Below are 24160 nucleotides of genomic sequence, written 5' to 3'. Positions count from 1 at the left end.
AAAACATTCCTTTTACGTCAAGATTAACGCTGCGGAATGCCTATTTTTAGTGCAGGAAGCCGCCCGAAAAGCGAGTTCGCAGGACTCGCGAATCCTGAGCATCAGGCGCCCAAGAAGCGGAAGCCGGTTTGGCCAATCCGCTCCTCAGCCCATTCGATTCTCAAATACCACAGATGGGTCAACCGGCTTCACGCACGCGTGTCAGCGCTACCGAAAGCTTCTCTTGCGCCTCGCGATGCTCGGCGAGTTTTTCGCGCTCGGCTTCGACGACATCTTCCGGCGCGTTGGCGACGAATTTGTCGTTGGACAGCTTCTTGTGCAGGCGGGCGATCTCTTCGGTCACCTTGACCAATTCCTTCTGCAGCCGCGCCGCCTCTGCGGCAAGGTCGATCAGGCTGCCGAGCGGCAGGCAGATGGTGGCCTCGTTGAGCACGATCTGGGCGGAGCCCTTGGGCGCCGTATCGACAAGCGAGATGTCGCCGACCCGCGCCAGTCGCTTGATGGCCGATGCCTGACGCTCAAGCCTTTCGCGGGTTGCGGTATTGGCGCCGATCACCATCAGCGGCGCGATCGCCGCCGGCGGCACGTTCATTTCCGAACGCACAGAGCGGATGCCTGAGACCAGATCGATCAGCCAGTTGATGTCGGCGGCCGCTGCTTGGTCCTCGAAGTCGGGCGACGGCCACGCGGCATGGCAAAGCAGCGACGGCCGTTCCTTGCCCTCGCCCGATGTCTCAGCCCACAGCTCTTCGGTCATGAACGGCATCATCGGATGCAGCAGCTTGTAGATCTCGTCGAGCACGAAGGCGACGCAAGCCCGGCTCTCGGCCTTGGCAGCCTCGTCCGCGCCCATGAAGACCGGCTTCAACAGTTCCAGGTACCAGTCGCAGAACAGGTTCCAGACGAAGCGGTAGGCCGCGCCCGCAGCCTCGTTGAACCGGTATGAAGTGATGCCGTCGGTGATTTCGCGCGCGGCGCGCGTCAGTTCGGTCAGGATCCAGCGGTTGACCGCCAGCTTGGCGTCGTTCAGCCAGAAATCGTCGTTTCTCGCGACGTCGTTCATCTCGGCAAAACGCGTCGCGTTCCACAGCTTGGTGCCGAAGTTGCGGTAGCCGGCGATACGAGCCGGATCGAGCTTCACGTCACGCCCTTGCGCGGCCATCACCGTCAGCGTGAAGCGCAGTGCGTCGGCGCCATATTCGTCGATGAGATCGAGCGGATCGATGACGTTGCCTTTCGACTTCGACATCTTCTGCCCGTTCTTGTCGCGCACCAGCGCATGGACATAGACGGTGTGGAATGGCTCCTCCCCCATGAAATGCAGGCCCATCATCATCATGCGAGCGACCCAGAAGAAGATGATGTCGAAGCCGGTTACCAGCACGTCGGTCTGGTAGTAGGTCTTCAGCTCCGGCGTCTGGTCCGGCCAGCCGAGTGTCGAGAACGGCCACAGCGCCGAGGAAAACCATGTGTCGAGCACATCTTCGTCGCGGATCAGGATCTCGCCCGGCTTGAAATTTTCGAGTTTGTCTTCGACCCACGCCTTCCACGGCCCTTCCAGCGCCAGATAATATTCGATTGCGGCGGCCAGCGCTTCCTCCTCGGTCTTCTCGACGAAGATGCGGCCGTCCGGCCCGTACCAGGCCGGGATCTGGTGTCCCCACCAGAGTTGGCGCGAAATGCACCAGGGCTGGATGTTCTCCATCCAGTCGAAATAAGTCTTCTCCCAGTTTTTCGGCACGAACTTGGTGCGGCCCTCGCGCACCGAGGCGATCGCCGGCTTGGCGAGCTCCGCCGCGTTCGCATACCATTGTTCGGTCAGGAACGGTTCGATCGGCACGCCGCCGCGATCGCCATGCGGCACCGCATGGCGATGCGGCTCGACTTTTTCGAGGAAGCCGCCCTCCTCCATCAGTTCGACGATCTTCTTGCGCGCGACGAAACGATCGAGGCCGTTGAGTTCATCCCAGACGGCCTGACGCTCGGGCGTTACCTCCAGCCCGGCGAGAAAGTCGTCATTGTCCGTGAGGGCGACCGCCGCCTCGACGGTGAGGATATTGATGGCCGGCAGCTTGTGGCGCCTACCGACCTCGAAGTCGTTGAAGTCGTGCGCTGGCGTGATCTTGACCGCGCCGCTGCCTTTCTCCGGATCGGAATATTGGTCCGCCACCACCGGGATCTTGCGGCCGACGATCGGCAGGACGAGGTTCTTGCCGACCAGATGCCGAAAACGCTCGTCGTCGGGATGCACCGCCACCGCCGTATCGCCCAGCATCGTCTCGGGGCGCGTCGTCGCCACGGTGATGAAGGTTTTTGGATTTTCCGGATCGAAAACCTCGCCCTCGACGGGGTAGCGGAAATGCCAGAGATTGCCGTTGACCTCCTGCTGTTCGACCTCAAGGTCGGAAATCGCAGTCAACAGCTTCGGGTCCCAGTTCACAAGGCGCTTGTCCTTGTAGATCAGGCCTTCCTTGTAGAGGGTGACAAACACTTCGAGCACCGCCCTGGACAGACCCTCGTCCATGGTGAAACGCTCTCGGCTCCAGTCGGCCGAGGCCCCCAGCCGCTTCAGCTGGTTGAAGATCGCGCCGCCGGATTCGGCCTTCCACTCCCAGACCTTTTCGATGAACTCATCGCGCGTCAGGTCGCGGCGGTGGATCTGCTTCTCCATAAGCTGGCGCTCGACCACCATCTGGGTGGCGATGCCGGCGTGGTCCATGCCGGGCTGCCACAGCACGTTCTTGCCGCGCATGCGCTCGAAGCGCACCAGAATGTCCTGCAGCGTGTTGTTGAGCGCATGGCCCATATGCAGCGAGCCGGTGACGTTCGGAGGCGGGATGACGATCGTGAAGGCTTCCGCGCCCTCCTCGGCGCCTGCGCCGGCACGAAACGCGTCGGCCTCCTCCCAGACCTTGGCGATCTTCGGCTCGACGATTTTTGCGTCGTAGATTTTTTCGAGCATGGGAAGGCGTCCGGGCTGTCGGGATTGTTGGGTTTGGTGTAAATCGGAAGGCAGTTGGCAAGTCAACCGCAAGCGAGCGGCAGACGGCCATGCCAGCAAATAGCGCCTGGGCAGATCGGGGCAACTTGCAGAAGTGAGCGTCGCAGGGCTATCGCTTAGAGGTTTGCGCTGCCCCTCATTGCCCTGCCGGGCATTTCTCCCCGTATAGTGACGGGGAGAAAGACGCCTTCTCAAAGGATTTCGCCAATCTCAAGCGTTGCAGGAGGGTGCCCAGGTTGCGACAGCCCCTTCTCCCCGTCCCTATACGGGGAGAAGATGCCGGCAGGCAGATGAGGGGCGGCGCCGACTTCGACAATTGGCCGATCGAGCGCTTGGAAGCAGTTACTGCGCGCCGCGCGCTACGCGTTCGATTTCTTCGCGCACCAGCCGCTCGACCAGCATCGGCAGATTGTTGTCCAGCCAGTCCTGCAGCATGGGCCTCAGCATCTCCTCGGCCATCTCGTCGAAGGTTTTCTTGCTGCGGCTGGCGAACGCATCGGAAAGCTCGCCGAAGGCGGCGGCAACTTGCCGGCCCGTATGTTCGGAAAGTATCGCCGGACGAGCGGACGGTGCCTCGCTCGTCGCCGGGCGCGCCAACCCGCTTCGCGGCGGGGCCGGCTCGAAAGCAGGTTCGGCCGCATCCTCGAAAACCTCGGCCTTCGGTTCGGCGTCCGGCGTCTGTCGCAGCTCAGCCCTGTCTGGGGCCCTGTCCGGCTTGGCCACGGTCTTCGCTTCGCCGACTGCGGCGATATCACGCCGCCACCCGGCAACGATGCTGTCGGTCGTCTCCGCAACCCTTGCCGTCGCAGGCGCATCCGGCTCCGGCTTGGCGGCCGGGGCCGCTTCGGCCGCGACCCTGTCACCAGCAAGCGGCACGGGCGATTTGACCGGCGCCGGATCGGAACGCACCGGCGCGTTGACGGGCTCGACGGCCGACGGTTGCGGCTGCACCTCGGTCAGCGTGGCCGGCCTCCTGGCGTCGAATCCCGGACGCAACTCGGCGCGAAACGCGCCTACCTCCGGCGGCGCCCCGCCTCCCGCTGGCGGCGTCCCACCTGCCGCCGGTGCCGGCACAGCTACCGACGTCAGATCCTGCAGCAGGTCATCCGTTTCGTCCGGCTGCTTGCGGCCGGTGTCGTTGTCCTCGATGATCCTTCTGATGGAAGCCAGTATCTCCTCCATGGAAGGTTCGCGCTGTACGCTGCTTGCCGTCGCCATCGTCACATCCGCCGCCCTTGTGACTCGTTGCAGATTTCCTGTCCGGCCAAAGCCGGATTCGAATCATGGCAACAGCGTAACCCACGGATCGACTTACGAGAATCCCCAATCTGAGGGCATGTTGGATTTCAACAGATTAGAGCCCGCGCGTCCTTTTTGGACGCGCGGGCTCTAAATAGCTTGAAACTGGACGGAAGTTGAAACTGGTGAGGTGATCAGCGGCCGTCTGGCGTGCGCAGGCCGAACCACTTGTCCTTGACCGCATTGTAATGTTCTTCGGGCCTGTATTTCACTACCTGAAGGGCGAGACGATCGACCGAAAGACGACCAATAGCTGACAGGATGGCATAGCTCGCCACCACCAAATCGCGTTCGGCGGCGGCCTGGTTGATCTTGGCGGTGATGAGCGTGGCCTGCGCGTTGAGAACGTCGAGCGTGGTGCGCTGGCCGACATTGCGCTCCTCGATGACGCCGCTCAGGGCAAGCTGCGCGGCGGCGATCACCTGCCTGTTGGCCACCACGGTTTGCTGAGCGGCGGTATATTGCGTCCACGCCGAGGTCACGGCCTGCCGCACGGTGTCGCGGCTGACATCAACCTCGATCCGGGCTTGGCTAAGCGATTCCTTATTCTGGCGCACTATCGCCGACGTCCGCCCGCCCGAATAGATCGGTATAGTCAAGGTGGCGCCGATATTGGCCGAATTGGTTGTGCCATCGTTCCCCGTATCGGCGGAGCCCGGAGCCGTTCTGCGAAAGGCGCTGGAAACGCCGGCGGACGCCGAAAGCTGCGGCAGAAGTGCGCCTTCAGCCGATTTCACCGAAAACGCCGCCGCGTCGACCAGGTGCTGGGTGGCGAGGATGGCCGGGTGCTCGCTGGATGCAATCGCGATCGCCGCATCGAGGTTCGACGGCAACAGCTTCGCCAGCGGCGAAGCGGCCCTGAGCCTGCCTGGCTCGTCGCCAACGATCTGGCGATAGGTCGCAGCGCTCGCCAGCGCCTGCGCGCGGGCGGCGGCCAGTTCCGCCACTGCGGAGGAGCGCTCGGCATCGGCCTGCGCAACGTCGGTGCGGGTGCCTTCGCCGACCTCAAAGCGCGAGCGCGCCGCGCGTGCCTGCTCGGTCAGGAACTGCAGGTTCTGTTCCGTCAGCACCGCCACTTGCCGATCGCGGATCACGTCCATGTAGGCGCTTGCGGCGTTGAACAAAATGTTCTCTTCGGTGTTGCGCAGGCTCTCGACCGAGGCGCGGACCTGCGATTCGGCGGCGGCGACGTTGTTCCTGGTCTGAAAGCCGTCGAACAGCGTCTGGTCAATCTGGACGCCGAAGTTGCCGGTGGTTAACGAAAGGTCTCGACTCGACCCGCTACGGGGATCGAAATGGCTTCTGGAGAAGTCGATGTCCGCAGAACCGGTGATGACCGGACGCCAGCCGGACTTGGCGATGGCGACACTCTCGTCGGTGACGCGGACGCCGGCGCGGGCTGAATTGAGCTGGGAATTGTTCTGGTAGGCTTTTGAAAGTGCGCCAAGAATGGTTTCCGCCGAGGCGGCCACTGGAGAAAGCGCGGTCGCGGAAACAAGGACAGCGGCAAAAAGGTTCTTGCGTAAAGACGGCACGTTATTCCCTCATTCGTTTTGCATGGGAACCACACCGCGCCGGCTTCTCCCATTCGAGCAGCCGGCGCGGTGTGTTTCAGGTTCCCTGCTGTCAGCCCCCAAAAGAAAACCCCGATTGTGCGGATCAGCAACGATTGTTCAAGCGCAAGCGAACATGACAACGGCTTTGCTGCAAGCCAAAATCACTCAGAACTCGAACGCACGAATACGTTCGAATCCCGGTAGTGGCTTAATTGCCGCATTAAAGGCGGCTCGTCCGGTTACAACCCCCGCTGTTTTCAGAAACAATCGGGCCACGCCCGAATTCCCCTGCCCCTCGACGGCGACAAGCCGACCGCCTTCCGCAAGCTGGTCGAGCAGCGCCTCCGGCACTTTCTCCACGCTGCCGCCGATGAAAATGACGTCGTAGGGTGCTCCCGCGGCATGGCCTTCCGGCAGCGATCCCGTGACCACGCTGACATTGTCGCAGCCCAGCGCCGAAAGCGTCGACATCGCGGTCTCGGCCAATGCCGGATCGCTTTCCAGCGCAACGACGGATTTTGCCAGCCGCGACAGGATTGCCGCCGCATAGCCGGTGCCGCAGCCGACATCGAGCGCCGAATCACCAGGGCCGATCTCAGCCAGTTGCATCAGCTTGGCCAGCGGCGAAGGCTCCATGAGATAGCGCGGGCCGTCCGCTCCATTGGCAATGCGGATGTCCTCGTCGATATAGGCCAGATCGCGCTGATCGGGCGCGACAAAGGCTTCGCGCGGCACGACAAGCATCGCCTCGAGCAGCGGCGCGCTGGTCACGTCGGTGGTGCGGATCTGGCCGTCGACCATCTTCACCCGGCGTTCGGCAAAATCAGCGCTCATGTTCCAACCAATCTGCCCAAACCAAACTGCTTGCCGCGCCAACACCGCGGCGCATTCGACCGGAACTCAAGCGCCCCTGGCGCTGGCACGCGCAGCGCTTGAGAATGGAGGCCTCGCCCGGAATCGAACCGGGGTGCAAGGATTTGCAGTCCTCTGCGTAACCACTCCGCCACGAGGCCTCATTGCTCCCGGCGTTCCACCCGGTTCCAATAGGTTGCGGCGAAAATGCCGTCAAGCGGCCATGGTGCATTCCGGACGGTTTCCCCTCGGCCATGATGCCACGCATCGAATCATCGATACGCATCCTGCAATTAAGATATTAGTTAATTGTTAAGTACGGAGTAGGGCAAAGGGAGGCCCGGGACCTGGACCTTACATAGGGTAAGCAGAAGATCCGCCATTCTTAAGCAGGGCTGCAAGGGCCGGAAAAAGCGCTTCGGGCATTGGCCAGATTTAGTCGAGCCGGAAAGAGGCCCCTTCACGGAAGCTTGCCCCTGCGGTGCAACCCGTCAGTTCGGCCGCCGCCGCCGTTCCCACCACACGACGAGCCGGCGCCGGTGGCGGCGCACCACGGCAAACTCGTAGGAGAGCACCAGCAGCCCGATCGGAATCATCCAGAAGCCCAGGATCGGCAAAAAGCCGAGAATGCCGCCGAAGATCAGCACGACGCCGATTGCAATCCTGAGGCCGCGCGAGCGCGGCATGGTGAACTGACGGCCGAAAACCGATATTTTCCGTGCCGGAGGGTGGTTGTGGCTTGCTGCGCTCATGTCTGGTTAGTGGTCCGTTCGGGCAAAGTAAAAGCATCAGCTGGCGAAAGCCGCAACCGCCTTTTCGGTTCCGCGCACCCCGCCAGACGGCTCATATGAGGACGCGCGCACATGATTGCCAGAAATCGTGGCGCGAAAAAGCGCCGAAAAATACGAAATGCTTCTTTGCAAAGCCGAAACGGGTTTGCTATAGGCTGCGCCACTCACATGAGAGCCTCTGTTCCCCGGTAGCTCAGTGGTAGAGCAACCGGCTGTTAACCGGTTGGTCGCTGGTTCGAATCCGGCCCGGGGAGCCAACATTTTCAAAGACTTAGCTGGTATTCAAAGCCCTCGCCAACTTGGCGAACCCTCGCCTGGGCAACATCTGGGGCAACATTCGAGTGATTCCTGCTGGCGAGTTCAGAATCTTGGACGACGAATTACAGATTGAGGAGATTTATCGGAAAAGCCCCCTCCTGGCCTTTTCAGTCTCCACCGTTGTTCAATTGCAGTCGCTGCAGCGGATGCAATCGGAGATCGAGGCGGCTTTGGACCGACAACAGCCAGGCCCGGATCTTCTGAAAGCATATGATTTTTTCTGGTTTTGGACTTTGGGTGCCTATGAAATCGTCCGAACGATGGACGAAAACAGGAGTTGCTTTTCCTCCCTGCTCGCGGCAGACACCAATGCCTTGAAACTGCGATTGGCTGTTATCAGAATGCCGTTTGCCAAACAGCAGTTGGTCAAGCATCCGACACTCGGCAAGCGCCCAATCCGTGGCGAAGATAGCATTGCGGATGTGCGAGACAAATCTCTGATCTTCGAAATCGATGGCGAGACGTTCGATTCGCGCAGTCTCATGAGAGAGGTCGCAAAATTTTTCGCGGGCATAAAACGCGAGGCTGTTTTGCAGGCCATCCCGACAAGCACATGAAAAACCCGGCACCGTGAGGCAGCGCGTTGAGCAACCCCTCTCGATTCGCCGTAAAGAAGATGCTAATTTAGCAACGCAGAAGAAAAGATGGAGGGAGGTCCGTTATGCGTGCATTTCCTATTTGTCTGTTCGGGGCTGTTCTAACCAGTTTTGTTTGTGGATCCGCATGGGCCGACAAACTGCCGAAGGATGCAGTCAAATTAACCGCAGACGAAGTCAAGGCGATATATTCAGGCAAGACCGGGATTTGGGAGGTCTCTAACATATACTATGCACCTGACGGAACAACCAAAGGAATCTTTGGTAAACCTAAGATAACGGCAACTTTTAAGGGCACTTGGAGCGTAAGTGGTAATGAGATGTGCGCCAAGAACAAGGCAAAGGGTGATCCGAAAATCTACACTGACTGCAACAAATTTTGGCGTTCCGGGAAAAAACTTTATGACCTTTGGTCTGTCCACTATGATGGTTCAAAACCGGATCTGAAAGGCGGATATACTACCGACACGCTGAAGAGACTTAAGAAGGGCGATTTAGTGTCGAAAAAATACGCTGCTGCAGGCGGGGAATAACTGGAGCGTGTTGGAGCGCACATGAAAAAACCCGCCACCGTGAGGCAGCGGGCCGTTCGGGTCGGAACGATTTTGTCAGTTCGCCTTCTCGCGGACCGCCTGGAAAATAAAGGAACGGAACTCTGCGGCCAACTCGGGCGAGACGCGGAATGAGCGCCCGCCTTTGCCGTCCTCGATCCGATACACCAAGATCATATCCCCGTTCGCCGGGTCGAACGTCGGGATGAGTAGTTCCAGGCGCTCGGCTTTCTCCAGGTAGTGGGCAACATTGTCTTTCATGACGCTTCGCCCTTCACGCCCGCAAGGCGCCTGATATCGGCGGCGATCGACAGGTAGGCCTCGCTCGGATCGGCAAGGTTCTCAAGTCCTAATCTTTCGCCAGCGCGGATTTTCACCACCATGCCTTCTAAGGTGTGGGCAGGGACCGCGAAAATGCGCCTGCCGATTTCCCACTCCTCGCTGCAGACCGCGTTGAATGCCTCTTCGGCAGCGTCCATCCCGCCTTCGCGGTTTATCTCTTCACATTTGGCATGATACGCGTCCTGCAAGGCCTTGTTCGCGGCCCTCTGCTCACCACGCTCCTTGAACCATGCGCGAATAGGCTCAGGGATTTCATCCATGTCGCGAAGTCTCCCGTCGAGATTCATTTCATGAAGATGGTCCGTCATGTCCGGCCCTTCCCACTTCGGAGGCCTTGGCGGCAACAGGGCCTCGATCTTGTCGCTGAGTGTGCTGTTAGCTTCCGACGCCGTTTCCATGCGGGCGTGCACTTCTTCCATTTCCTGGTCGAGGCGGAACAGCTCGGCGTCTGGATGCTCGGCTGGTGCGGCGTCGATCGGCGCGGCCGCGGCTTTTCGAAGGGTAGCGGATGTGGCGGCGAGAGCGAGGCCTGCCCCTGTCAGGTTAAGCAGGCGGCGGCGGTTGATTGCGGGCATGCCTTCGGCGGCAGCCCGAACATGGTTGTTCGGCATTTGCTTTACTCCCTGAAATCGTTAATGCTAAGTACACACATTTCATGCAAGTTTGCGCGAATGCAGTCAACACAAAAAGTGCAACATGGGAACGAGAATGTTAACTTCCGCGCAATGCCGGGCCGCGCGCGCTCTAATCGAATGGTCTCGCGACCAGCTCGCCGACGCATCCAAGGTCGCTGTGAGGACGATCGTCGATTTCGAGCGCAATGCCCGCGAACCTCGTGAGGTCACTAAGGATGCCCTGTGCCGCGCCCTCGATGCGGCCGGCGTCGAGTTCATCCCCGAGAATGGCGGCGGCGCTGGTGTGAGGCTGAGGAAATGATCGACGCGCTGAAATTGGTCGGTGCACTGCTTTGCGGGGCTGGGCTGTTGTTCTTGATTTATGTCCAGAGTGACGAGCAACGAAGCCGAGATTTCAAGGAATGGATCGAGCGCGTTAGCGCCTCTTCGACTCTTGCAGCGACGACGCCCGCCGTGTCGTCACCAATTGTCTGTCCGTGGTCAGATGGGTTGATCGCGCTTGTGTTCTCAGCAGATAGATCGTCTGTGACCATCCGCCATAGCCACTATCCCAGTAAGAAAACTCTCCCTGTCGTAGAGTCGCAGTGGAGTCTGAATGCCGACAGGAAGTCGCTGAGCTTTGTCGAGGACGGGGGCGCCTACCTTTACCGCTACGAGTATTTCGAGAGTGACGAACTCCGAACCCTTTCGAACTGGCGCACGGAAAAGGCTTCCGGAAGAGTGTCGGAAGAGCTGATGCGGTACTGCAGCACCGTCGAAGAACTCCAATAGCCTCTCGGCGCCGGCTGTCTTCATCGCAGGTGATCTAGCGCTTCTCGAAAGTCGGTTTCCAGTCGCGATTGCGCGCCCGCTGCTGGCCTTCGTAGTCAGGAATGCATGTGAAGAACACCTGCCGGCGGTCGCGACCGGCAGCCTTGCAATTTGAGCAAACAAAGAGCCCGACCAGGTCGTCATGCATCGAGCCGTGGTCACGGCCGAGCCTGTCAATCAGCGCCTGGATGTCGAGCTTCGTTGATTTGCAGCACATCGGGTGTCCGCAATTGACATAGATGGATTCGCGGGCGGCCAGAGTGTCGGCGAGAGTCTTTCGAGGCATGGCGATCTCCGTTGAAGGGGCTCGCCGCAACGGGAGGAATATAATCCTGATTTCGATGACAAGGGCAAGCGGGTTGGTCGCAGCTCGGAACGAAACAGCCCGCGACTCTCTGGCCATGAGCGCGGTCGCGCCACGGCAAGCCCCGCCAGCGCGCGTTTCGGCTAGCCGCCGTCTGGCGCTCAGCGCGTCCTGGCGAGCGCTTGTGCCAGCGCTGCGATGATGCTGCGAGCCCCTATTGCGAACGCTCGACCGCAAAGGTTGCCGCGTCATCTCCCTTGCCGGCCTGGAGAAATTCAACGACGGCAAAAAGAAGTTGTTCGGCCAAGGTCCTGTTCATCGCCAGTTCGATCGTGCCGGTGTCGGTCTCCAGTTCGAGGAGTCCGATCAAGGGCTCGGCTGATAGAAGTGTGGTGTCGACGTCGAGAAGTTTGTTGAATCCGGATCTACTGGGCTTGCGTTTCATAGGGCCTCCATCGGGGCGGTCAGCTCGCCAAGCCTTCGTCATGGTGGACGATCGCATCTAGGACCACTTCGTAGACGCTCCCTATGTCTTCCTCGATCTCGACTTCGCCAATGCCTAGAGCTTTTGCATCCGCGAGCAACTTCTGGACCGCTTCCCTGACTGAAATTACGTCCGTGCTCATAAGGCCATCGAGGTTGCTGCTCAGCCATTTGTGCAAGAAGTCCGTACCGCGGGTGCTCATTCCGTCACAAGCTGGCGGAGCGCATTAAGTTCCTTCGTCCCAAAAATCCTGCAGCGAGGCGTGCCGAAGGTCTTCCTCGCCTCTGAGATGCTTCACACGGGCCTTGATCCCCGGCTTGACCCACTGCGTTGCCGGCCGCTTCGTGCCCTTCGGCGGCGGCCCGGCGTGCTCCTGGACCCACTTCCAAAGCCGCTCGCGGATCTCGCGGCTTGAATTGATAAAGGCAGACCCGACATATTTTCGCGTGCCGATCTCGCCCATCAGGGCGAATGCCGGCTTGCCGGCCTCGCGCTCGACGCCGAGCAGTTCATATTCGTCGACAATGTAGCACTTCACCTTCAGCCAGTTGATCGACCGCCCGCTGCGATACCTGCTGCCACAGCGCTTCGAGACCATCCCCTCCAGACCGGCCCGATCAAGCAGATGAAAAATTGCTTTGGCTTCCCCGGGGAGAGACTGACTGAATTGGATGCGAGTCCCCGAGGGGATCAAACCGGCAAGCATCTCGCGCCGATGTTCCAGGGGCATGTCGCGCAGGTCATTACCATTGAAGTGAAGGAGATCGAAGGCCACGAAATAGAGGTCATGCTGGCGACGGGTAATCGCCCTCCGCAAAGCAGCGAAATCGGCGAGACCAGTTTCATTCGGAACGATAATCTCCCCGTCGACGATCGCGCTTTCGACAACAAGCCCTTTCGCCGTCTCGACCAAATCGGGATACTTCGCCGTCCAATCCATTCCGTTGCGCGTGAAGATGCGCGTGCCCGCTTCGTCGATGATGATTTGCGAGCGGTAGCCGTCGAACTTGACCTCGTGGATCCAGTCGCCTCCTTCCAATGGCTTGTCCACCAACGTCGGCATCAACGGCGCGATAAACTTTAAACGCATGAACGGCACTCACGAGACCGCCATTCAATCCGCCTGGCTATATTAGGTTCCGTAAATAAACGGTGCGGCCGATCGGTAGGCCGGAACGTACCGACTCCGCAAAAAACTTTGGAACCGTTGCAGAAATAACGCATTACAGATGCAGCGGTCGATTCCTCAGGATGCAGCCGCTGGGACACTCCCCAAGTGAAAGCCCGCTGCCGGTCCCCTCTCGCAGCGGGCTTTTCATTCGCTTTGCTGGGGCGGGCTGCGGATCGCGCAATAAAGCCCGCGCCTCGCCGCCGGAGAGCGCGGGCCCGGTCGGGTTGAAAACCCGATCTACAGCGGGCAGTGAGAGGGGCATGCCCACTGGTCACAGACAATTTTCAGAACTCGCTAAAGTTCCGCCGATGGCTGCCCTGGGTGTCCTCGCCCGCCGATGAAGAGCATGGCCCGTTGGGGGGCCTGTGAATTGAACGCAAGAAGCCCGCCGCACCTTTCAGCACGGCGGGCGTCAGCCTGAAGAACGTGTCAGTCGTAGACCTTCACAATCTTGCGGGTAGATGGGTCGACCAAGACGGTTCGGCCATCGACGATTACGTAGCGGTACTGAACGTCCGGCACCTCGTAAAGCTCAACTGTCTCGGGCAGAGCTGTGCCGATGTTGAGCTCCACGCCGAGAAGGCTGATGGATGCCATCGGTTTCTTTTTCACGTATTCCCGGATCACAGTTTCATGCTCGGGCTGGATGATAACGTCCTGCGCGGCGGCGGCGCTGACACCAACGAGCAGAAGGATTCCTGCCGCGGCCGCGGAAAGGTGATTTCTCATATTACCTCCTCCAAGCAAACTCCACTGCGGCGCTTCATTGCTGCCGCGACGGGTTGCTTAGCTTGAACGGGTGCGGAGCAATTCTTGTTCCACTGGCAGTGCGCGAATCCGCTGAACTTGATTAATGCTTGAGAACGATTGCGGCATCGCCATGCGTGCCGATTGGCCGTCAGGCGCTCCAGTGGACTCCTGGCCTTGGCCTACCTGGGCCTGCTACTCGCCATCATGGGGGTCTTCTGATTGTCGTTCACGGGGGCAAGGATGGCGTCTGGATCAAGCCCGAGAGCTTGAAGCAGGGAAACGGCGTCCGGGTCGTCGCAGTAGACCTCGGGTCGATCGGGAGCAAACCAGCGGGCGAAATAGACCGGGTTTTGTGTCAAGGCGGCGTAGGCGGAAGCCATCTTGCCAGCGTCGATTATCCTCGCCTGCACAAGCGATTTCAGAACTGTCTGACGAGGCGGCGGCGTTGGCTCTGGGCCGGTGAACTTCTCACCATCGAATGAAAAGCCGGCGAAAACGTCGTCGGGAACCTTTGTCCATCCCGGCTCCGGGCCGCCTTCGAAATAGGGCAGATCGTACGAAATCGAATCCACCATGCCATCGATGATGCGAGCATATTTCATGTCGTCCTCCAGAACTTCACCCGGGCGTAGACTTCGGTTCCCTGCGAAAGAGCCAGGCCAAGACCATTCGCAGGGTTGGCATTGGCGTAATACTGGATCGCAAAGGCCTTGCTGGCGACGACCGCAGCGCCGCCCGTCGATATCCCGCCTGAGTTCGGGCTGCCGTTGCCATGGGCTACAACACCCATTCCGGCGGTTGTGGCATCGGTCATGTTTTGCAGACGTGAGCCGAAAATGGGGACGGTATACGAGGTAATCTCCCATTCGACCCAGCCATCGACGGTCGGGGTGAACTCGTTTGAGGAGATCGACACAAGGCCTGACGGGTCGCGAACTTCGGTGTTGAGTGCGTGCGTTGTCCAGGTCGTAGCGACCGGCGTTCCGCCTCCTGTCCCGGACGACTTCTGATCCTCCATAACTGCATCAGGAGTGCCGCCGACACGAGCCGAGCCGACATAAAAGCCGCCTGAAGCGGTTGCCTTGTCGCTGTCATCGATCGTGACGCCCGAAGGCTGTGTTGCGCCCTTTGTGCCGTCAAAGCGCGGGACAGTGTTGTCAACGGTCGTCGCCGGCCCCTTGGCAAAAACAGCTTGGGCTGCGCCATCGCCAACCACTATTCGATTATCGTCAGTATCCCACTGGATATCGCCTTCGGCAGTCGGTGCCGGTGCCGCGCTCTGCTTCAAGGTCAGCGTTGCGGATGCGATCGTACCGCCATTAACCGTCGGGCTGGTCAGCGTCTTGTTGATGAGCGTCTGCGGGTCGGTCAGAGTGACGAAGCTAGAATGATCCGTCGCATCGAAGGTTACAGCGATATCGTCAGTGCCGATCACCGGCTCATCGGTCGTGAATATAAACATCCGGCTGGCGTTGACCGTCCCAACCTGGGTGCGAACCGTCGTTCCCTTCTGCATCGTGCGTGCGGTGCGCGCATCTGCGGCCCGATACCAGGTGCCTTCGGACGCGGCGTAAATCCCGTTTTGCGTGCCGTCGGTCTGATCCTTCACGAGGACGCGGTCGCCAACCTCAGTCACGACGCCATCGATCGTCAGCAAGCCGCCGGCTTCGACCCCGATCGGGCCGGTCGTGGCAAGGCGGACAGGCTCTCTCTCACCCGTCAGGAGTCGAACGGCAGCAGTTGCAGGTCTGGCCATGAAATAGGCTCCTATCTGGGTTTGGCCTGTTTGGCGTCCGGCACGCCCATGGCGTCACCTGTGGCTGTTTTCTGAAGCGTGCGTATGTAGAAAGCTTCTGCATGGCTGTCAGAAGGCCCCGAATGGGTCGAGGGGCTTAGATGCGATGCTATGCTGGCCGTATTGCTTCTTGCGGTTGCGTTCGACGCGGCGCGTGTAGCCGGGCGAAGCCACTTCCCGCATTGAACTCAGGAACAGGTAATCCAGCGTCGGCCGGACATAGAACAGGTTCGCGAAAATCGTGTTCTGGGTGGCAAAATTCAGCAAATCGGCGAATCTCACTTCCTCGTCCGGGCTCAATCCGGCATCGCGGGCCTTCAGGAAAAGGTCGCCAAGGTCAGCGATTGCCCCGATGGTGGGGCCGGCGGCGGTTTCGGTAAGCCCGCAGTGGAATTTATGCATCGATTTTCTCCAATAGCTTTGCCGCTTCCACGATGGCTTCAATGTCCACAGGGCGCCAATTTGGGCCGATCGGCTTGGTCGCGCCTCCGCAGAACCAGGGCGTCATCAGGTCGATCGCGGCCTCGAGGTTGGCGTCCTGTTCCTCGGTGTTTTCGAGCATCCAAGGGGTTTCCTTGGCACCGACGATCAGGTGCATCGCCTCCATGTGGGCTTCCTCCACCGCAAGCACGATCGGCGGCTCAAGCTGGCCCAGCATGTAGGCTTTCCGGCCGGCGCGGGTTGTGGTCGTGCCGAGAAACATCTTGACGACGCCAAGCCAGCCGTTGCCGTGCAGAGAGTGAGCCAGGCCCTGCATCGGACCGGTTTTTTTCAGCACTACAGCGACCAATTGGCCCGGATGAATCTCCGGCGTCGGGTCTGCCTCCAGTTCGGCGCCGGTCGGGACAAAGCCGCCCATGCAGTGCCCCTCTGTATGAAACGAGTAGGTCATGGTCAGTCACCGCGCCCGGTGTGGAATGCGGCGTGATGCTCGATTCCTTTGATCTCGGCCGCCTCACCCACAGGGTTGCCGACCGCTGCGCGACGATCCAGGACGCCGCCAAGGGTGAGGAACGACAGCAGCATCTTGTCGGCCTGCAATGCCTTGCGGCTGGCCCGGTTTGGCACTGCGGCGCGTGGGCCGCTCATTGCCTGCCTACGTACCGATGTGACGTTGACCATTAGGTCTCGCCGGCCGGCGGCTTCAAGGCTGCCGTTCGCCGCCCCGAGCGAGATGGAAAGCGCATCCACCTTGAAAAGCTCGCCGCGCATTTCCTCGATCAATTCGTAGACTCGGTGCAGATGGCCGCCGAGAGCGTTCGCCTTGGCCTTCGCATCCTTGCCAAGGGCCACGACATCAACCGCTGCCTCATTCCTGGCCGCCTCAATGCGTCGCTCGTCAGCAAGCCCAATTGCCTTTTCGTAAAGGCCAATTTCGGAATTGCACTCGGCAAGCGCCGCACGGACTTCCGCCAGATCGCCATCGCCGAAGATCGCCTTGTCCTCGGCTTTTTCGAGCTCGGCCTTGCGTGCGATGGCCGAATTAAGGTCGGTATCCAGCGCGGAAATTACCGCGGCGAACTGGGCGGAGGTACGGGCAGCGTGCAACGCCACGGAATGAGCTGACAGCAGCATGGTCATTTCTTCGAACCTTTCGCGGTGCGCGCCTTTGCCTTGGCAACGGCTTGTTTCTGGGCCTTTCGCAGCTTGGCCGCGTTCGCGGGGGCTGAGTTGGTCGATGCAGACATTTCTGCCTCCTATTTCGGGTTCATCGGAAACCAGGCATCCAGCTGTTCGCCGGCCTCTTTGCAGAGCAGGATCGCCTTGCGCGGATCGGCACGGCACAGATTGGCAATTGCCGTCAGGTTCGGGATCTTGCCGTCCTTGTCGCGCTTGAACGGATTGGTGTCGGTGATGGGGGTGTTCATCAGCGGTACTCCGAAAGTGGGTCGGTAAAGATGGGCTTCGGCTTCGGGCCGTAGTAGTAGGTCCGCTTGGCGGCTTCCGCGTTCGGCGCATTGACGATGGCGCCTAGTGCGGCATTGGCGAGGTCGTCGGACATCCCGCGCATGTGATCGACCGCATCGCGGCCGGAGCGCATCGTGCGCCGCTCAAGCTGGGAAATCTGTCCGACAAGGCGAGGGTTATCGAGCAGGACAGCCGATCGCGCCATCAGTGCAGGCAACGCATCCAGGTAGAGTTCGCTGCGGTTGCGCTCACTCGGGACATACCTGACACCGACCTTGTCGAAGGCTTCCTTCACCCATCCGACAGCGTAGGCATCGCCCTTCACGGACGTGCATTGGTAAGCCTTCAGGACGGCGGCAAACTCGTTCACAACGTCAGTTGGCGAGAATGGCGCCTTGACCTCGCGAAGGCAGTCCAGAACAGCCCTGGCACCCTCACGATGGCCAATCGCCAACGTCATGCTGTCACTGGCACCTGAGCTCGGGTCGCAAAAGGCGGTGTAGCGGTAGTCGCGAACATAACCGCGCTCGTACACTCCGGGCTCGATGCAGGCCTCGACAACGCGACGGTCGATGTAGTTCGACAAGTCGCCTCGAAACTCGGCATCCCACTCAGCCGACGCCGATTCGGGGTCTTCGCGGTGTGCCTGCTCGATGATTGTGTGATCGATGGTCGGATTGAACGTGGCTGTTGGCGCCTTGACGACGAGGACATTGGCGATGTTCTGCCCAAAGCCGTCCTGAAACTTGCTGTAGAGCAGGCCAGCTTGCCGATATGGGGAGGAAATGCCGACCAACAGGCCGCCCGTCGTGGACAACGCCGGGATGACGGCTCTGAAGGTTTCGACGTCGGGCGCGCTGCTGCTTTCATCGCGCCAAAACGCCACCTCGTCAAAAATGCACGCCACCAGGCTCCGGCCCCTGACTGTCCGGTAGCTACTCGAATGCACAGCGATGGCGATGTTGCCGGCAAGCCGGATCTCGTCGCTCGTCGTGGTCTCGATCAGGCCGGAGAGGATCGGGCTGCTCTCGAAGAAGGCAAGAATGTAGCGAAAGACAGCGTTCGCCTGCGCCTTGCTGGCGGCAAGCACCAGGACCGTGCCCACTTCGCCGGGGCTAAGCTTCGAATGGTCAATGCCGAATGCTGCCATATAGGCGGCTGTAGCGGCGGCCATGCGCGATTTGCCGCTTCGCCTGCCTACGATCGCCCAAAGCTCGCGGACGCGCTTCTCGGGCACGTCCCTGGCCCCGGCAACCTGCTTGAAGGTGGCAAGGTCGCTTTCCGTCATCGGCAGAGCGAAAGCGGCGCGAAGGACCGCAATCCATGTGTCCCATGTCGGCGACGTGCCGAGTGCAGCGCCAAGCAGGTTCGGATCACGCAAGGCCCGATCGATGGTGATGTTTTCGAGGCTCATGATGCCGCGCCTGCATATTGGGTGGCGGCGTAGTCACGCAGCGTTGGGGTAATGTCCTTCAGTGCCCGGCGCTCAAGCCCTAGATCCGCCAGGAGCCGGCGCTGGGCATTGGTCAAGCTCATGAACTCGTTGATGTCGATAGGCTTGCCTTCGAGATAGTTGGCAGCGGCATCCTTCAGCATGGCGCCGAGGCAGGCCACGTTGTCGATTAGCTCCAGCTTCATGACGCTGAGATTGGCCTTGCCGCCAAGATCGGAGGCCAGGCTGTCACGCAGTTCGAACACCACGCGGGCGGCAGTCGTGCGGCGGTCCAGATCGGCCAGCGTCTTAAGCCGCACCTTCTGCCCACCTTTCGGAGGGGATTCGCTTTCAATGTCGCTGGTATCAGCCTGCACTTTTTCGCCCACCATGTTGCCCTAATGTTGCCCCGAAACGAAGCAGTCGCGCGATCATGCAGCTAAAAGCCTTGAAAAGCAAGGGATGCAGGCATGTTGATCAACCGGTTGCTAGCCGGTTTTCGCTCAAAATGGGTGATTTTCACCATTCTCTGCCCGGCAGAAAAAACGGTCTCCCGGCAGAAAAAACGGTCTCCCGAACGAGTGTCTCACGAGGGTTTGATCGCCCATTTCCAGATTGCTTTTGCCGCACCTGAAATCTGCAACACTTGCCTGCCCCGCCCCACCCCACACCCCTATAAGGGTGGTGGTGAGGCAGTGCATTTGCCGCAGTTGCCGCACCTTGCCGCACTAGTGGGTGAGGCAGTGAGGCAAACATGGTGGACAAGTTGCCCGTGACGTTCATGCGGGCTCCCCACAGGCATAGAACAGCTTGTTCATCCGCTTGGCGTCAGCGCGGGTTTCCAGGATGATGGCGCCGGTATCCTGCCACGTCCGAAGAATGCCCTTGATCTTCGCTCTAGCGGCCTTCTGCTGCCCTGTGCGCTCGTTTGCCTTCCTGCCTGCGCCCACATCGAGGTCGAGGACGGTTGCCACGGCAATGCCGCCCCATTCAGGCGATTGCTCGCTTTCCCTGTAATCGCTGCTGGCGAAGAGGGCCTGGACGCGTCGAAGATGATCGGGCGTCACGTCATCGAACGGATTGGGCGGGGTCCATTTGTCGACGGCAGCAACATTGTCGCCATTGGCCAGCGGCACGGAAACTAGCTGATACCAGTCTCGCTTATCTGCCGGCGGCGCCATGTTCTGCTTGTCGGCGAGCATGAAGAAGAATCGGCGCGCCTCGTCGACCCCAAGCCGCGTTGCTTCCTCTTCGGACATGCGGTTGATGACGCGGACAGCCCGGCAACCATCGACAAAGGCGCTGCCGCCCCTGGCGCTGTCAGCCGATATGGCGTCGCCATTGAGCTTGCGGGAATGGTGCACCAGCTCGACCGAACAATTGCCCCTCCCGGCAACACGTCCCCACGCCTTGACCGCGGCGTCGATCGCAGCGTTGTCATTCTCGGGCAGGCCATGGCTGCTGACGAACGGATCGATAATCAGGACGTCGATGCCGTTGGCGTCGATCTCGGCAACCAGGGCGTCAATGACCGGCTCGGCCACAGTGATGGCGTCTTTGACCTTGCGGGCGATCACCAGCGGCGTATCCCGCCCCGAATTGACGAATAGCCTGCCGGCGAGGTCATGCGGGTTGATGCCGTGATGCACAACGGATGCTGCGAAGCGGCGTTCAACCTCTTCGGTCGGGTCTTCAAGATTCCAGATCCATGCCTTGAGGGATGCAAGGTCGGGTTTGATTCCAAGGAGATCGCGCCCCGTCACCATGGACAGCGCTTCGGTCTGCACCACAGACGTTTTCCCCATGCCGCCAGGGGCAACAGTGCCGGTGACATAGCCGCGAATGTAGTGGCCGCCGAACAGCCATCGACGCGGCGGGATGTCGGCCGGCTCGCGCCAGACGAACGGCGCTGCCGTGATCCGCAATTGAGATGGGCTTGGCTTGCCTTCATAATCAACACCACGCCAGGGATCGTCCATGCGCGCCGCGATTGGGTCTGTGTGGCTGTAGTTCATTGGTCAATAAGTCCGTTTCTGCCGGCGGCGGTATTCGCGCGCAGCCTCGGCGATGAAATCCGGCACGGCCGGCGCCGAGCTCGGCCTATCCCTGCCCGCCCATTCGGCAAGCAAGGTTGCGGCGCCGTCCTGAAGACCGTCGAGCAGCCGGCAGTGATAGCCGTGATCGTCGAGGCGAAACTGCGCGTCCATCAGGCAGTTGCGAGCCACGCGGACGGCGGCGACGACGGTGCCAGGAACAGGTTCATTGTGTGGGATGTCGACGCCGCCGCTCATGCTGCCTGCCCTCCAAGTCGGGCAAGCTCGACCACGACACGCGCCGTCGGCGCCGGCAGACGCCAGCGGCGGGCGATTGTTGCGATTGCGAACTCCGTTGCAGATCGGCTGAAGGTCGGATAGATTGCTGCTAGGTTGCCTTCGGAAGCACCGGTTCTATCAACGCCGTTCCCGACTGCCATCGGGGCGGCGTTCCCATTTTCAGGAGGCCCCATTTGCGCCTCCAATCGTCTCTGCTGCGAACCGGGCAAGCAAAGCCGCTTCGGCGCGACCGTGATCTTTCTTGCGGCTGAAATGGATGCTCGACGGCCAGTAGCGAAGCGCCAGCGCGCGGGCCTTCTCCTTGTCACTGTCTAGACGGAAATGCTTTTTCCAGCGACCAGGGGTGACAAGGTGCATTGGGACGTTGAGCGCCTGCACCACGCCGCGAACGACGCCGTAGGCGACGCCGAACTTGAAAGTCGACGAGACGCCCTGTTTCGGCATAGGCCCGACCTGCTCGATGATGGCGACGGTGGGAGCCATTTGCACGATGCGGTGCGCCAATGTGACCGCGTCGATCTCGCCGCCGGCTAGCGGAACGTCTTCAGCGCCGATTAAGTCCGGTCGAGACGGAAAATAGAAGGCAATCGCACCGGACGCTCCGGGATCAATGCCAAGGATGCAAAGCTCTGGCGCGCTCATGCCGACCTCGCCTTGATGAGGTTTGCGGCGGCGATCGCCATGCAGGATTCCTTCGCACTCAAGCCGAAGCGTTCGCGCAGGAGCGGCACCGCCGGCCTTTCACGCTGCCGAACTGGCGTGGTCGCAAGCCAACGGGCAGCCTCGTCGATCGTGGGATTGTCGTGATGACCAATGCCAGTCATGCCGCCACCTGGTCGCGCTGGTCGACGCGGGCCTTGATCCACGCATCGATTTCAGATTCGAGGAAAGCGCGGCGGCGCGGCGAGAGGTACACCGGCTGCGGAAAGCGATGTTCCTTGATCAGCCGATCGATGTAGTTACGGCTGTAGGTGATGCCTTTGGCGGGTAATTCATTGAGAGGGATAAGGGGCATGGGGTGCTTCCTTGTGGCTGCTGCTGATCAAGTACGTTCTACGTACTTATTTAGACAAAAAAACACCTCACCGGAGTACGGCAAGGTATCTATCGAGACGCATTACATGGCAGCCGCCAGCCTGATCGGTCGCCTTTTGAAGAAAGGCGCCAAGGGCTTGCATCTGCTTTTCTGGTGAGATGGAAGGGTCAACTGCATGAAACGTGGTTGAGAAGGCTTTGTAACCGACGTCGGCGTAGCTGGCCATGTAGGCGGTCATCCTGCCGGCGATGCATTCCTCGAAGATCACGTCGAAACGCTGCATTAGTGTTCGGTAGTGGTCTGCAAGCATCTTCAACATGCCGATCGAGATCCGCAACTCAGCCCGTCTGGCGATCAGCACCGCGATGATGGCTTCGTTACGAGAAAAACGTCGATGAACTCCAGTGCCCGCCCGTTCTGTCTCGACATCGGCATGGATGACGCCGGCCTCAGCCCACAGTTGCACCGACCGGCGCTTGGAGTCGGTGATCTTGGTCAAGTCGGCAAGGCTGTAGTCGGTCATCGAAAAACCACCCATTAAGTACGTAATACGTACTTGTCACGTTCGCCGATGTCAAGGGGTATGGCATGGCTTTAGTGGTTCCTTGTGGTTTATGACGCCATCGCCGAGATCGCGACAACATTGGAGGCCTTTCCCCGGCCTGTCAGGGCGGCAAGGGCACCCTCCCAGCGCGTCAGGGCGTCCCGCTTGACCTTCAGCCGTTCGGACTGGTTGTACGTCCTGACAAGCGCCGTAGGCACATGCCCGATAACTGCCTCGGCCACCTCGTCCATCACGTCGAGCTCGGACAACCGGGTGCGAACCGTTCGGCGGATGTCGTGATTGACCCAGGCCGGCAGGGTCGCCTCGGGATCGTCTTCCCGCAACACCGCGAGCATGGCGGCAATAACCCGCAGCTTGACCTTGTGGCCGATGGTCACCGGCTTCGCGCCGTCGAGCGAGCAAAGCCAACTGTCGTTCTTTTTGCCAAAACGCGGCAGACCTTTGATGATTTCCACCGCGTCATCGGTAAGAGGAACAGCGTGGTCGCGGTCTGACTTAAACCGCGCCGCTGGGATCGTCAGAACCTTCTTGTCGAGATCGATTTCCGACCATGAGGCCCGAGCGATGTCATTGAGGCGTTGCCCAGTCAGAAGCAGCAGCCGATAGACAGACGCCTCAACAGCGCCCACGCCTTTGGCCGTGCCGTCGGTCACCTTCCACAGCGTTCGGATCTCGGTGTCGGTCAGGACGCGTTTTCGTGACGACTTCTCGCCGATCGCCGTTCTGACCTTTTTGGCGCGGTAGGGTGAGGCGTCTATCAGCTCGTCATCCACGCACCAGTTGAAGACTGTGCCGATCTTTTGCGCCATATTCAGCGCCTGCCGGGTGGCGCCGCGGTCGTTGATCTTTTCGAGCACGGCCATGATGTCGGGATTGCGGATCGCCCCGACGTCCTTCCCACGCCAGACCGGCAGGCATTCGCGCTTGAAGTCGTTGCGGTCTTCCCTCCACTTTCGAATGCCATCCCGCTTACGAGCCCGGATGAAACGCACCAAGACGCGCTCGAATTGTCTGGCGCGCCGCCCGGCCGCTCCCTTGTCCTTCTCGCGTTTCTCGGCTTCCGCCTTCTGGCGGGCCTCCTCTTCCTGTTCCTTGGGATCTATGCCCCTGGCAATGAGTGCTGCCCACTCCCGCGCTTTTGTCCGCGCTCCGTCCAGCGACATGATGTCGTACTCGCCAAGCGCCCTTCGCGCTGGCTGCGCCGCCTTACCATAGCGGGCGATGTAGATAAAACTAACCTGGCCCGCTTTCATCTTCGAACCGTTCGCAGGCGCCTTGTCCGTTACGCGGACGCCCATGTTCGGCACTTGCGCATCCATTATCACATAGCGTTTGCCAGCATCGGCCGGCCTCAAGGCCTTGAGGCGGATGTCGGTAAGGTTCTCGCGGGGCATCTGTCTCTCCGGGCAACATTGGGGCAACGGATTCGCTGTACTGCCTACGTTGCCCTAGTGTGCGCTAAAGTGCAACTGAGAACCTATGTCCATTGAAAATAAATAGCTTTATCGATGGAGACCAACCGGTAGTGTGCGCTAGATGGCACTGCAAAGAGCGGCTGTTAACCGGTTGGTCGCTGGTTCGAATCCGGCCCGGGGAGCCACCGTCTTTTCGGTCCATTCTGGACACATAGG

General features: G+C 60.3%; 32 protein-coding genes and 2 tRNA genes. 6 read left to right on the top strand and 28 right to left on the bottom strand.

Annotated elements, in window-relative coordinates; translation table 11 throughout:
- Positions 1-178 precede the first annotated feature (178 nt).
- The 6 genes from NMG70_RS16170 to NMG70_RS16145 form a co-directional block, all read right to left on the bottom strand.
- Positions 179-2962 carry a valine--tRNA ligase gene (locus NMG70_RS16170; protein ID WP_254025473.1) on the bottom strand — a complete coding sequence of 928 codons (2784 nt, stop codon included), beginning with the start codon at positions 2960-2962 and terminating at the stop codon, positions 179-181.
- 381 nt (positions 2963-3343) lie between these two features.
- Complete coding sequence (locus tag NMG70_RS16165; protein ID WP_254025472.1) at positions 3344-4219, bottom strand: PopZ family protein; 876 nt, start codon at positions 4217-4219, stop codon at positions 3344-3346.
- A 215-nt stretch (positions 4220-4434) separates the two neighbouring features.
- On the bottom strand, positions 4435-5835 hold the full coding sequence (locus tag NMG70_RS16160) for a TolC family outer membrane protein (RefSeq protein WP_254025471.1): 1401 nt from the start codon (positions 5833-5835) through the stop codon (positions 4435-4437).
- 186 nt (positions 5836-6021) lie between these two features.
- The gene (locus NMG70_RS16155) at positions 6022-6690 is read right to left on the bottom strand and encodes a protein-L-isoaspartate O-methyltransferase family protein (protein ID WP_254025470.1); all 669 of its coding nucleotides are present in this window, start codon (positions 6688-6690) and stop codon (positions 6022-6024) included.
- Between the two features lie 105 nt (positions 6691-6795).
- Positions 6796-6869, bottom strand: a tRNA-Cys gene (locus NMG70_RS16150).
- 330 nt (positions 6870-7199) lie between these two features.
- Positions 7200-7460 (bottom strand): hypothetical protein, encoded by a 261-nt coding sequence (locus tag NMG70_RS16145; RefSeq protein WP_254016826.1) that lies wholly within the window; start codon positions 7458-7460, stop codon positions 7200-7202.
- Between the two features lie 221 nt (positions 7461-7681).
- On the opposite strand from NMG70_RS16145, the gene NMG70_RS16140 reads away from it, so the two are divergent.
- The 3 genes from NMG70_RS16140 (at position 7682) to NMG70_RS16130 (ending at position 8946) form a co-directional block, all read left to right on the top strand.
- Positions 7682-7756, top strand: a tRNA-Asn gene (locus tag NMG70_RS16140).
- 111 nt (positions 7757-7867) lie between these two features.
- Complete coding sequence (locus NMG70_RS16135; protein WP_254025469.1) at positions 7868-8374, top strand: hypothetical protein; 507 nt, start codon at positions 7868-7870, stop codon at positions 8372-8374.
- 104 nt (positions 8375-8478) lie between these two features.
- Complete coding sequence (locus tag NMG70_RS16130; protein WP_254025468.1) at positions 8479-8946, top strand: DUF995 domain-containing protein; 468 nt, start codon at positions 8479-8481, stop codon at positions 8944-8946.
- A gap of 75 nt (positions 8947-9021) precedes the next feature.
- On the opposite strand, the gene NMG70_RS16125 is transcribed toward NMG70_RS16130, so the two are convergent.
- Positions 9022-9225, bottom strand: coding sequence for a hypothetical protein (locus NMG70_RS16125; RefSeq protein WP_254025467.1), 204 nt, complete (start codon positions 9223-9225; stop codon positions 9022-9024).
- Positions 9222-9917, bottom strand: coding sequence for a hypothetical protein (locus tag NMG70_RS16120; protein WP_254025466.1), 696 nt, complete (start codon positions 9915-9917; stop codon positions 9222-9224). The genes NMG70_RS16125 and NMG70_RS16120 overlap by 4 nt, the downstream gene beginning before the upstream one ends.
- 97 nt (positions 9918-10014) lie before the next feature.
- Between NMG70_RS16120 and NMG70_RS16115 the strand changes: the two genes are divergently transcribed.
- Entirely contained in the window at positions 10015-10242 is a 228-nt protein-coding gene (locus tag NMG70_RS16115; RefSeq protein ID WP_254025465.1) for a helix-turn-helix domain-containing protein, read from the top strand.
- Positions 10239-10712 carry a hypothetical protein gene (locus NMG70_RS16110; RefSeq protein ID WP_254025464.1) on the top strand — a complete coding sequence of 158 codons (474 nt, stop codon included), beginning with the start codon at positions 10239-10241 and terminating at the stop codon, positions 10710-10712. Before NMG70_RS16115 ends, NMG70_RS16110 begins: the two co-directional genes overlap by 4 nt.
- Before the next feature lie 34 nt (positions 10713-10746).
- On the opposite strand, the gene NMG70_RS16105 is transcribed toward NMG70_RS16110, so the two are convergent.
- The 13 genes from NMG70_RS16105 to NMG70_RS16045 all read right to left on the bottom strand — a co-directional run bounded on the left by NMG70_RS16105 (position 10747) and on the right by NMG70_RS16045 (position 18972).
- Positions 10747-11037 (bottom strand): hypothetical protein, encoded by a 291-nt coding sequence (locus NMG70_RS16105; RefSeq protein WP_254025463.1) that lies wholly within the window; start codon positions 11035-11037, stop codon positions 10747-10749.
- Positions 11038-11269: 232 nt separating this feature from the next.
- Positions 11270-11500 (bottom strand): hypothetical protein, encoded by a 231-nt coding sequence (locus NMG70_RS16100; RefSeq protein WP_254025462.1) that lies wholly within the window; start codon positions 11498-11500, stop codon positions 11270-11272.
- Positions 11501-11519: 19 nt separating this feature from the next.
- On the bottom strand, positions 11520-11681 hold the full coding sequence (locus NMG70_RS16095) for a DUF768 domain-containing protein (RefSeq protein WP_367185539.1): 162 nt from the start codon (positions 11679-11681) through the stop codon (positions 11520-11522).
- Between the two features lie 84 nt (positions 11682-11765).
- Entirely contained in the window at positions 11766-12629 is an 864-nt protein-coding gene (locus tag NMG70_RS16090) for an ATP-dependent DNA ligase (RefSeq protein WP_254025530.1), read from the bottom strand.
- A gap of 510 nt (positions 12630-13139) precedes the next feature.
- Positions 13140-13439: a DUF1236 domain-containing protein gene (locus tag NMG70_RS16085; protein WP_077372666.1), complete on the bottom strand. Its 300-nt coding sequence runs from the start codon at positions 13437-13439 to the stop codon at positions 13140-13142.
- A 200-nt stretch (positions 13440-13639) separates the two neighbouring features.
- Positions 13640-14062 carry a hypothetical protein gene (locus tag NMG70_RS16080; protein ID WP_254025460.1) on the bottom strand — a complete coding sequence of 141 codons (423 nt, stop codon included), beginning with the start codon at positions 14060-14062 and terminating at the stop codon, positions 13640-13642.
- Positions 14059-15117, bottom strand: a complete 1059-nt coding sequence (locus NMG70_RS16075; protein WP_254025459.1) for a hypothetical protein — start codon at positions 15115-15117, stop codon at positions 14059-14061. The genes NMG70_RS16080 and NMG70_RS16075 overlap by 4 nt, the downstream gene beginning before the upstream one ends.
- Positions 15118-15324: 207 nt before the next feature.
- The gene (locus tag NMG70_RS16070; RefSeq protein WP_254025458.1) at positions 15325-15657 is read right to left on the bottom strand and encodes a hypothetical protein; all 333 of its coding nucleotides are present in this window, start codon (positions 15655-15657) and stop codon (positions 15325-15327) included.
- Positions 15650-16033, bottom strand: coding sequence for a hypothetical protein (locus NMG70_RS16065; protein WP_436798399.1), 384 nt, complete (start codon positions 16031-16033; stop codon positions 15650-15652). The genes NMG70_RS16070 and NMG70_RS16065 overlap by 8 nt, the downstream gene beginning before the upstream one ends.
- A 116-nt stretch (positions 16034-16149) precedes the next feature.
- On the bottom strand, positions 16150-16830 hold the full coding sequence (locus tag NMG70_RS16060) for a hypothetical protein (protein ID WP_254025456.1): 681 nt from the start codon (positions 16828-16830) through the stop codon (positions 16150-16152).
- A 122-nt stretch (positions 16831-16952) separates the two neighbouring features.
- Positions 16953-17123, bottom strand: a complete 171-nt coding sequence (locus NMG70_RS16055; RefSeq protein ID WP_254025455.1) for a hypothetical protein — start codon at positions 17121-17123, stop codon at positions 16953-16955.
- Positions 17123-18577 carry a terminase gene (locus NMG70_RS16050; RefSeq protein WP_254025454.1) on the bottom strand — a complete coding sequence of 485 codons (1455 nt, stop codon included), beginning with the start codon at positions 18575-18577 and terminating at the stop codon, positions 17123-17125. Before NMG70_RS16050 ends, NMG70_RS16055 begins: the two co-directional genes overlap by 1 nt.
- Positions 18574-18972, bottom strand: a complete 399-nt coding sequence (locus NMG70_RS16045) for a hypothetical protein (RefSeq protein ID WP_254025453.1) — start codon at positions 18970-18972, stop codon at positions 18574-18576. Before NMG70_RS16045 ends, NMG70_RS16050 begins: the two co-directional genes overlap by 4 nt.
- Before the next feature lie 93 nt (positions 18973-19065).
- Here NMG70_RS16045 and NMG70_RS16040 point away from each other — a divergent pair, with 93 nt between their 5' ends.
- Positions 19066-19371, top strand: coding sequence for a hypothetical protein (locus NMG70_RS16040; protein WP_254025452.1), 306 nt, complete (start codon positions 19066-19068; stop codon positions 19369-19371).
- 3 nt (positions 19372-19374) lie between these two features.
- Here NMG70_RS16040 and NMG70_RS16035 read toward each other — a convergent pair whose 3' ends face one another.
- From NMG70_RS16035 to NMG70_RS16005, 7 genes are all read right to left on the bottom strand, one after another.
- Positions 19375-20610, bottom strand: coding sequence for an AAA family ATPase (locus NMG70_RS16035; RefSeq protein ID WP_254025451.1), 1236 nt, complete (start codon positions 20608-20610; stop codon positions 19375-19377).
- A gap of 3 nt (positions 20611-20613) precedes the next feature.
- Positions 20614-20886, bottom strand: a complete 273-nt coding sequence (locus NMG70_RS16030; RefSeq protein ID WP_254025450.1) for a hypothetical protein — start codon at positions 20884-20886, stop codon at positions 20614-20616.
- 201 nt (positions 20887-21087) lie between these two features.
- The gene (locus tag NMG70_RS16025; protein WP_254025449.1) at positions 21088-21570 is read right to left on the bottom strand and encodes a RuvC family protein; all 483 of its coding nucleotides are present in this window, start codon (positions 21568-21570) and stop codon (positions 21088-21090) included.
- Positions 21567-21752, bottom strand: a complete 186-nt coding sequence (locus NMG70_RS16020; protein ID WP_254025448.1) for a hypothetical protein — start codon at positions 21750-21752, stop codon at positions 21567-21569. The genes NMG70_RS16025 and NMG70_RS16020 overlap by 4 nt, the downstream gene beginning before the upstream one ends.
- Positions 21749-21943, bottom strand: coding sequence for a helix-turn-helix transcriptional regulator (locus tag NMG70_RS16015; protein WP_254025447.1), 195 nt, complete (start codon positions 21941-21943; stop codon positions 21749-21751). Before NMG70_RS16015 ends, NMG70_RS16020 begins: the two co-directional genes overlap by 4 nt.
- A gap of 67 nt (positions 21944-22010) precedes the next feature.
- The gene (locus tag NMG70_RS16010) at positions 22011-22487 is read right to left on the bottom strand and encodes a hypothetical protein (RefSeq protein ID WP_254025446.1); all 477 of its coding nucleotides are present in this window, start codon (positions 22485-22487) and stop codon (positions 22011-22013) included.
- A gap of 89 nt (positions 22488-22576) precedes the next feature.
- Positions 22577-23923 (bottom strand): site-specific integrase, encoded by a 1347-nt coding sequence (locus NMG70_RS16005; RefSeq protein ID WP_254025445.1) that lies wholly within the window; start codon positions 23921-23923, stop codon positions 22577-22579.
- Positions 23924-24160: the final 237 nt, after the last annotated feature.

Origin of the sequence: Mesorhizobium ventifaucium (genome assembly GCF_935822925.1) — a bacterium.
Taxonomy (GTDB): domain Bacteria; phylum Pseudomonadota; class Alphaproteobacteria; order Rhizobiales; family Rhizobiaceae; genus Mesorhizobium; species Mesorhizobium ventifaucium.
The sequence above is the reverse complement of the archived record's forward strand: the minus strand, read 5'-3'. Positions and strand labels throughout refer to the sequence as shown.